This window comes from Bacillus sp. LBA3-1-1.1, assembly GCF_040676495.1.
GTDB lineage: Bacteria > Bacillota > Bacilli > Bacillales > Bacillaceae_G > Bacillus_A > Bacillus_A nitratireducens.
The window spans coordinates 291,773-300,475 of the sequence record NZ_JBEGIB010000022.1; the positions used below are offsets into that span (position 1 = coordinate 291,773).

General features: G+C 35.8%; 8 protein-coding genes. 3 read left to right on the forward strand and 5 right to left on the reverse strand.

All coding sequences use genetic code 11. The features are described 5' to 3' along the window. Window positions 1-206 precede the first annotated feature (206 nt). A complete protein-coding gene (locus tag MRBLBA3_RS18600; protein ID WP_363382901.1) occupies window positions 207-1,685 on the reverse strand; it encodes a SulP family inorganic anion transporter in 1,479 nt (492 codons plus the stop codon). Window positions 1,686-1,873: 188 nt separating this feature from the next. Between MRBLBA3_RS18600 and MRBLBA3_RS18605 the strand changes: the two genes are divergently transcribed. Further along, window positions 1,874-2,344 carry a hypothetical protein gene (locus MRBLBA3_RS18605; protein ID WP_000955001.1) on the forward strand — a complete coding sequence of 157 codons (471 nt, stop codon included), beginning with the start codon at window positions 1,874-1,876 and terminating at the stop codon, window positions 2,342-2,344. Between the two features lie 143 nt (window positions 2,345-2,487). Here MRBLBA3_RS18605 and MRBLBA3_RS18610 read toward each other — a convergent pair whose 3' ends face one another. Continuing rightward, window positions 2,488-3,336, reverse strand: a complete 849-nt coding sequence (locus MRBLBA3_RS18610; RefSeq protein ID WP_363382904.1) for a MerR family transcriptional regulator — start codon at window positions 3,334-3,336, stop codon at window positions 2,488-2,490. 79 nt (window positions 3,337-3,415) lie between these two features. Between MRBLBA3_RS18610 and MRBLBA3_RS18615 the strand changes: the two genes are divergently transcribed. Next, complete coding sequence (locus MRBLBA3_RS18615) at window positions 3,416-4,048, forward strand: GNAT family N-acetyltransferase (protein ID WP_098356635.1); 633 nt, start codon at window positions 3,416-3,418, stop codon at window positions 4,046-4,048. A gap of 189 nt (window positions 4,049-4,237) precedes the next feature. Beyond that, window positions 4,238-4,843 (forward strand): DedA family protein, encoded by a 606-nt coding sequence (locus MRBLBA3_RS18620; protein ID WP_000454768.1) that lies wholly within the window; start codon window positions 4,238-4,240, stop codon window positions 4,841-4,843. 157 nt (window positions 4,844-5,000) lie between these two features. Here the strand turns inward: MRBLBA3_RS18620 and MRBLBA3_RS18625 are convergent, their stop codons facing one another. The 3 genes from MRBLBA3_RS18625 to MRBLBA3_RS18635 all read right to left on the reverse strand — a co-directional run. Further along, window positions 5,001-6,557, reverse strand: coding sequence for a fatty acid--CoA ligase (locus MRBLBA3_RS18625; RefSeq protein ID WP_212089342.1), 1,557 nt, complete (start codon window positions 6,555-6,557; stop codon window positions 5,001-5,003). Window positions 6,558-6,801: 244 nt separating this feature from the next. After that, on the reverse strand, window positions 6,802-8,292 hold the full coding sequence (locus tag MRBLBA3_RS18630) for a coproporphyrinogen III oxidase (RefSeq protein ID WP_363382909.1): 1,491 nt from the start codon (window positions 8,290-8,292) through the stop codon (window positions 6,802-6,804). 141 nt (window positions 8,293-8,433) lie between these two features. Next, window positions 8,434-8,703 (reverse strand): LPXTG cell wall anchor domain-containing protein (locus tag MRBLBA3_RS18635; protein WP_363382912.1); only part of this gene is annotated, 270 nt, incomplete at its 5' end.

The window sequence follows — 8,703 nt, forward strand, 5'->3', positions numbered from 1 at the left end:
TCCTTCTGAATATAAAGGAATCCCAAAATTCATATACCTTATTATAATAGCACATTGCTAATCTAAGATGTTACTATAATGTGTAGAAAATCAATTATCAACAAACTTGCAACATCCAGATATACGAATCCCAAATATAACAAACACAGTAAAAATAATAAAAACTTTCACACTCTACAAAGCATTCCATGTGAAAGTCCTTATTATTACATAGCTTTAGTTTCTAAAAATCGTAATTTCTCTTTTTGCTCATTATTCGCCATCATCACTATCGTCTTTTCAACATGCGGATGTATATGTTCCAGTGTCACACTCGCTCCTACTTTATCCGATTGCTCAACAAAGTTTAATAATGCCATAGCCCCTGATACATCCATATAGCGTACATCTTTCATCCGTAAAATAACTGGTGACTTCACATCTTGTAAAGAAGCAAAAATACGATCTACTGTTAGAAATGAAAGTGGCCCCTGAATTGTATACGTCGCTTCTTTTTCTTTTATAATAGAAGCTTTACGTTCTTTACACTTCACCATGTATATAATGAAAGAAAGAATAATGCCAAACGCAACAGCAACCATTAAATCAAATTTCACTGTCACAAACATCGTTACGAGCATTACAACTACATCGCCTCTTGGTGCTACATGCATCTTCTTCATACTTTCCCAATCAAACATTCCAATACCAGTTAAAATTAAAATACCTGATAATACAGCAAGCGGAATATATTGTACCACTGAACCAAGTCCCATAATGAAAATGAATAAGATGACACTATGCATACAAGCTGAAAGTGCCGTCTTCCCCCCGCTTCTTATATTGACGATGGATCTAACAGTTGCACCTGCTCCTGCTAATCCGCCGAACAAACCACTCGCAATATTACCAATACCTTGTCCGATTAACTCTTTATTGCTTTTATGACGCGTTCCCGTCACATTATCCATTACAACAGATGTTAGTAATGAGTCAATTGATCCTAGTAAAGCAATACTAAGTGCTGGTAATACAAGTGCTAACATACCATTTGCGTCTAAAGTTGGTACGTGAAGAGATGGCATCGCCTCTGGAATTGCACCTATCTTTTCAATCATCTTATTTAAAGAAAGAGTTCCTACAACTGGTAAGTTTACCGTAATTCCTTGTAGCATAGAAGAAAACAACGGCAACGTTACTGTAACACCTACTAATGCTACTAAACTTGATGGAATGGCCTTAATCCATTTTCCAGAAACAATCATTACAATGATCGTTAACAACACAAGCAGAAAGCTATTTTGTACGTGCTTCATTTCACCTAAAATAATAATAAGTGCAATCCCATTCATAAACCCTGAAACAACAGGATACGGAATATACCGAACGTAAGAGCCTAGCTTACATACACCAAATAAAATTTGAAATAACCCTGCCATCATAAAGGCTATAAAACTCGCCTCTAATCCGTGAGTTGCAATAACACCTGTTGCAATAACTGTAATCGGCCCAGTAGGACCCGTTACTTGCCCCGGTGTACCACCAAATAATGCCGCAAACAAACCTGCAAAAATCGCACCATACAATCCGACTAGCGCTCCCTCAGACGTTCCCGTTGCGGCAATACCAAATGCAATTGCTAGCGGCAAAGCAACAATCGCAACAGTAAACCCTGCTAAACATTCCTTTGCTATTTTTTGAAACATATAACTAACCACCTTCTCATTAAGTCCACGTTCCATTGTACACCTAAAAGAATACATTCGTTAGCCCACTTTTTACAGTATCGTGACGTAAACGCATCCAAATAAAAGTTTCCTCCTTACCTTTGGAAACAATTGCAACTATGCTATAATGAACAAATTAAATCTTTTACTATATACTTGGAGGCACTATGCTAACTTTTGAAGAAAAATTATCGATTATTGAATCTTTCCCAGAATTAGAAAGAAAGAACGTATCATTAAAACGCGTCAACTTTCACTTTGAAGAAAGTCGTTTAGATAAAAAGAACGTTGTATATCATTTACACCCAAATGGAAACGGATTTGTATATGCAAACTTCATTAAAGGTTATAAAACAGATGATAAAGGCATGATTAACATCCGTGAGTTTTCAGAAGAAGAACTGCGTTCATTAATTGAAAAAGTAATTGAACGTCTATCACAGGAGCCAGAGGAAATTGTAGCACCAATGGAACCTGCTGCCGAAGAAGAATGGCGTAATGAAGACGGTCATATCCTAACTCTTATTCAAGAGGATGACATGTGGAACGTTTACGCTGGTGTAAACTTAGACGGTACATTCAACTCTTATCCAGAAGCTGCAGAATACCTTGATGAAGAAGGTTTCTCACGTAAATAATACGATCCAATGAGGCCGTCCCAAAAGTTTTTTGGGACGGCCTCTCTTATTAATAAGCAGGTTATTATTGTCGTATTTTGCAGTTAAGTCGATATATTTAGGAATTAGGCTTTTGGAACAGTTCCATCCCTTAAATTATGGCATCAAAACTTCTTATTCTCACTATCCCCTATAAAAATTTGAATTTGACAACTATACGTCTCCGTATTAAAAATATCACTAACTAACTCCACTTCAATAAAACTCTCTACTTCTATATTATTTTCTTTTGTATATTCAATTATAACATTTCGACGTACTTCTTCATTTTCTTTACTATACGCTAATGTTACATATTTCCCGCCTGGTAATACTTTTATATTTGGCATCTCTTCCATATGTACATGATCTTGTACCTTATTAAAAACATACTTTGGTTCTACATCCCACTTTTCATTGACATTGTATAGAATCCCCATTTCCATTGCCATTTTCTCTTCATAATCTTGCACAATTTTCTCTAAATCGGAATAATACAGTAACTCCTGTAAACTCCCTACTTCTTTACAAGGCGCAACAACGACATAACGCTGTTCAAAAAATTCAATGGAGATTTCATCACTCTTTAATATTTCCTGCGAACTCCCTACTTTCGCATGTAAATCATCAATCGTTTCCATTACCTCTTTCATTTTCTTTATATGCTCTTCCGCTTCCGCTCTCTTTAATTGTAAAAATTGTAGCAATTTATCCGTATTACATTCCTTAAAAATCTCTTGAAGTTCTACTATACTAGTGTTCAACTCTCTACAGCTTTTTATAATATCAATATGAATGAATTGATCTATAGAATAATATCTATATCCTGTTGATTCATCAACATGTTTTGGAATAAGAATCCCCATCTTATGATAGTACCTTAGTGCTTTTATCGTAATATCCTTTATTTTTGCAACTTCTCCAATAGAAAATATTTTTTTCATTTGAATCTCTTCCCTCATATTTTTTCTCACTCAACTATTGACCCTCCCCTTAGAGGAGACCTTACTATTTATAATAAGTCATTTATATCGATAAAGGGAGTATACAATTATGAACACAGTAAAATATAGAAGTCTTGTTAAGGAAGACTATGAGCCTATAAAACATTTAATTGGTGAGGCATTTGGATTTAATGAATTCATTACAGATAAAAAATTTTTAAATTCAATATTAAACTTCTATCTACACAGTTGCATTTTAGGAAGTTCCTTTAGTAAGGTAGCTGAAAAAGATAATAAAGTTATCGGTGTCATTTTAGGCGATTCCGAAAAAGATAAAAACCGTTTAAAGAAATTCCATAATACTGTTAGCTTTGCCTTTAACACGATGAAACTATTCATAACGAATAAAGAGAATAGAGAATTTTTAAAGGCATTTATAAAGGTTCAAAAAACATATAAAGAACTCATTCAAGGAAAAGAAGATCATTTTCAAGGCTGTATACAATTATTCATCGTATCCGAAGAATCGAGAGGTCTTGGAGTTGGAAAATATTTATTGAACCATTTATTCCAATACATGACAAAAGAAGATGTAACATCTTTATATTTATATACAGATAATGAATGTAACTATACATTTTATGACAAACAAAACTTCCAACGTATACAAGAAAAAGCAGTGAATTTCGGGCCAAAAGAAGAAGATTTCAACGTATTTTTATACCGCTATGACTTTAACTAATAGTAACATTTACACTTCGATGCTCTTTGCTACTTAGCAAAGAGCTATATTCAGTATGATCGTGAGTAGTTGTCAAAAATCATACTAACCTAGATCCTCCAGCCAAACTCTACTACTATTGGTTCAGTTCGATTAGTGCGAAAGAGAGGAAGATGTATAACAACTTCAATATAAAAAGGAGCGCACAACATGGAATGGATTCACGAATTATTTCAGCAATATGGGTATTATGTAGTACTTGTCGGATTACTATTAGAATATATTGCTCTTCCGTTTCCAGGAGAGCCAACATTAGCCTATGCAGGATTTTTATCACATCAAGGTGATTTAAGTTTACCAATTTTAATTGTTTTATCCTTTATTGGGACAAGCGCGGGTATGACATTCCAATACTTTTTAGGGAATAAACTTGGTATGCCTTTCATTCAGAAATACGGGAAATATGTATTTTTAACAGAACGAAAAATTAATTTAACGAAAATGTGGTTTGATAAATACGGATACTTTCTAATCTTTATCGCTTTTTTCATTCCAGGCGTTCGCCACTTCACAGGCTACTTTGCAGGAATTATCAACTTACCGTTTCGCCGTTTTGCGATGACAATTTATGCAGGCGCCCTATTTTGGGTATCATTCTTCTTAATCGGTGGTTACTGGTTAGGGGAAAACTTAGAAAATATATTCCTAGTACTTGAACAACACATTTGGAAAATTATTTTCGGTATTATTATCATTACACTAATCACTCGATTTCGCAAAAAAATAAAGCATGCGATTTTAAAAGGTATAAATTAAATCTTTCATCAACAAACTTATATGCGTACAAGAATAATAAAAAGCGGGGACACATAGTCTCCACTTTTTATATACAGCCCGTTCTCAAACTAAAAACAGAAGAGCTTGACACTATTTCCTTATTAAGAAAGATAATCTTATTTGTAAAGATAGCCCCCTATTGTTTTGCGCCTTTCAACGACTCTCTTAGCACAAATTTTTGTAATTTCCCGCTCGCATTACGAGGAAGTTCATCTACAAATAAGTAATGACGCGGACGTTTATAATCTGCTAATTCATCACTTTCTTTACAATACGTTTCTAAATCGGCTTCTGAAATATGTTCATCTTTCTTTACAACGACCGCAACGACACGCTCTCCCCATAATTCATCTGGCTCACCAAGTACTGCAACATCTAATACACCAGGGTGACTATGAAGGAAATCTTCAATTTCACGTGGATAAATATTTACACCACCGCTAATTACCATATCATCAACGCGATCTGCAACGAATAAATAACCGTCTTTATCGAAATAGCCTAAATCACCAGAATGATACCAGCCTTTATACATCGATTTTGCATTTGCTTCTTCTCGATTATGATATCCAGCCATCATAGTCGGGCCGCGCAAAATAATTTCCCCTACTTCATAAGGAGGCAATACATCATCTGGCTCTGCTGGTGCATCTTCGTTCGGTTTAACAATTCTAATTTCATGGCTAAAGCACGGTGTTCCAGCTGAACCAGCTTTCGTAATTTGATCCTCTTCCACAAGAAACGCAACAACCGGTCCCATTTCTGTCATTCCGTAAATTTGGACAAGATCAATATAAAGACGCTCTTTACATTCCTTCACTAGTGCAGGAGCCATCGCAGCCCCGCCATATACACCGATTTTCATCGAAGTTAAATCATACTGGGATAAATCTTTTTGCAGTAACATATTCCACATCGTTGGTGCTGCAAAAAACGTCGTAATCTTCTCTTCTTGAATTGTATGTAACACTCTATCCGTATCAAAATGATGTAAAATAACATTCTTTCCGCCAACTTGAATGCGCGGTATGATTCCAGCATTTAACTCGCCGCAATGATATAAAGGCGCTACCACAAGTCCGGCGCTATCCCTGTTATATTTTATGAAATACGTACAAATCATACTATGCTCCGCCATATCACGATGGCGATGTAGTACACCTTTCGGATGACCAGTCGTACCACTCGTATAAAGCATAGAACAATAATCCATCTCATCTACTACAATATCTACTTTTTCAGCTGATGCTTCATTTACTTTTTCATGGTAAGAACTCGCATAGGAAGGTGTATCGTCTTCTACATACCAAAAAGACGAATTTGGAAAATCTCGTTCAATCATAGCAACAGTTGATTCGACTGCTTTTTCAAAGACAACTACTTTCGAGGCTGCATCTTGGAGGATATACGATAATTCTTTTGCTTTTAAGCGGAAATTAATCGGGTTAAAGATCGCCCCAATTTTGGCACAGGCTAAGTAAACGTTTACAAATTCACGACAGTTATATAAGTAAACAGATACAGAGTCTCCTTTTCTTACTCCTTCTTTCAATAGAGCTTGCGCCGTTTTATTTATTTGCTCATCCCACTGTTTATATGTCCAGCGAATATTTTTTTCTGGTTCTACTAACGCCTCTTTATTTGGATACTTGCCAACTGCTAAATCAAAAATTCTCCCTATCGTCATGTACATGCCAACAATTTCCCCCTTTTCTCTTTCATAAATCTATCATTTCGTCTATAAGTAGACATTGTCCTCTAATAATATGACTAATTTTTCTGATTATTATCGACATAGTTTTACAAACAGTGCGGCATCTTGGTAATTGAAATTATGTCGTCGATATTCAAAATATATCGAGTTACCAACAAAAATGGTGGGCAATAGCCCCTATATTAAAAAGAGGCCATCCCAAAATTGGGATAGCCTCTTTTTCTTACGCGAATAGCTCTTCTAAAATTTTCAGTTTATCTTCTGTATATTTCACAAAGCCATCGTTATATGATTTTGGATCTTTCGGATTCGCAAAGTGTGTAATTGCTCCTGTTTGTGGGTGAACAAATTTACTTGATGCCCCGCAACCAAGTCCGATAATCGATTGTACTTCTTCCATAATAACAATATTGTAGATACTTTCTTGCGTAGGCATTGCATACCCAACGTTTTCTAAGTTACCTAAAATATTTTTTTGACGATATAAATAGTATGGCACGTAATTGTGGTTCTTCGTCCACTCTTCCGCCTCATGCATCATCGCAGTGATTTCTTCGCGACCTGCTACTTTATATTTACGTTTGTTTTGCGTCATTTCAGAAGCACGTTTAAATGATAACGTATGAACTGTTAACGATTCTGGCATTAACTTTTCTGTTTCATCTAACGTATGCTTAAAGATGTCTAATCCTTCACCAGGAAGACCAATAATTAAGTCCATATTAATATTGTTCATTCCCATTTCACGTGCTAAATGATACTTCTCAATTGTTTCTTCTACAGTATGATGACGTCCAATCGCCTTTAGTGTTTCTTGATGGTATGACTGCGGATTAATACTAATACGGTCAATGTTCCATTTATTTAACACTTCTAGCTTCGCTGGTGTAATCGTATCTGGGCGACCTGCCTCAACTGTTACTTCACGTACATCTTTCACATCAGGGAACGCTTGGTACATTTCTTCATACAGCATATCCATCTCTTCTGCTGTAATACTCGTCGGCGTACCACCGCCGTAATAAATCGTCGTAACTTTAACGCCTTTTTCTTTTAAAAACTTACCAATTTCACGAACTTCATAATGTAAACCGCCTAAGAATGAATCAACAGATCCTTGGCGTCCGTTAATTGCGTAAGCAGGGAACGTACAGTACGCACATTTTGTAGGACAAAACGGAATACCGATATAAATACTTACTTCTTCTTTCAAGCGGTATAAATCTGGAACCACCGCTAATTGGCAATCAACAATACGCTGAAGAAGTTCAATTTTCTCTTCATGAATTAAATAACTTTCACGAAGTTCTTGGTGCGCTTCTTCTTTTGACATACCATTTTGAAGCAGTTTGTGAAGAAGCTTCGTTGGGCGTACCCCAGTTAAAATTCCCCAGCTCTGTTCAAGTCCAGTTAGCTGTTGAAGCACAGAAAGATATACGTAAGAAACAACATGTTTCACTTGCTTCATACGTTCTTTTTCTTCTGTGAAAGCAGATAAATCTTTCGAGAATGTTTCTTCATATACATTTCCAGTCGCAACATCTGTTAAACGAGCCGATGCTGTCACATTACCTTCTATCTGTATATCAACGATAAGATTTGCTTCTTCTTTATCAAACCCTATCGTGCTCTCTTCAAAAAATAAACCGCCAATATTTTGTAGCGGACGTAAAAAACGATCGTCTTGTAACGTTTTAATTGAAATTAACAACATTATCACCTTTTCATTTGCAAACTCTCTTTAGTTTACTTGAAGGGAGTTTGCAGGTCAATACAGAAGGTTTTACCTTATTTCTTCTATTAATAACTTAAAGGCATAAGAGATAACATTCCTCTTATGCCTTTTATACATCTATTAACTATTTTTAGTCATAAATCTTAAACGTATTCCTAATAACAGAAGAACAAAACCGACGAATGGAAGATAATTCATATCATGCCCTGTAGCTGGCAGTTGTTGATTATTAGAAGAACCCGGTCCTTTTTCTGGTAAATTAGGCTTTCCTGTTTCTTCACCTGGCTTTTCTGTTCCTTCGCCTGGCTTTTCTGCTCCTTCACCTGGCTTTTCTGTTCCTTCACCTGGTGTTTCCGTTCCTTCACCTGGTGTTTCCGTTCCTTCACCTGG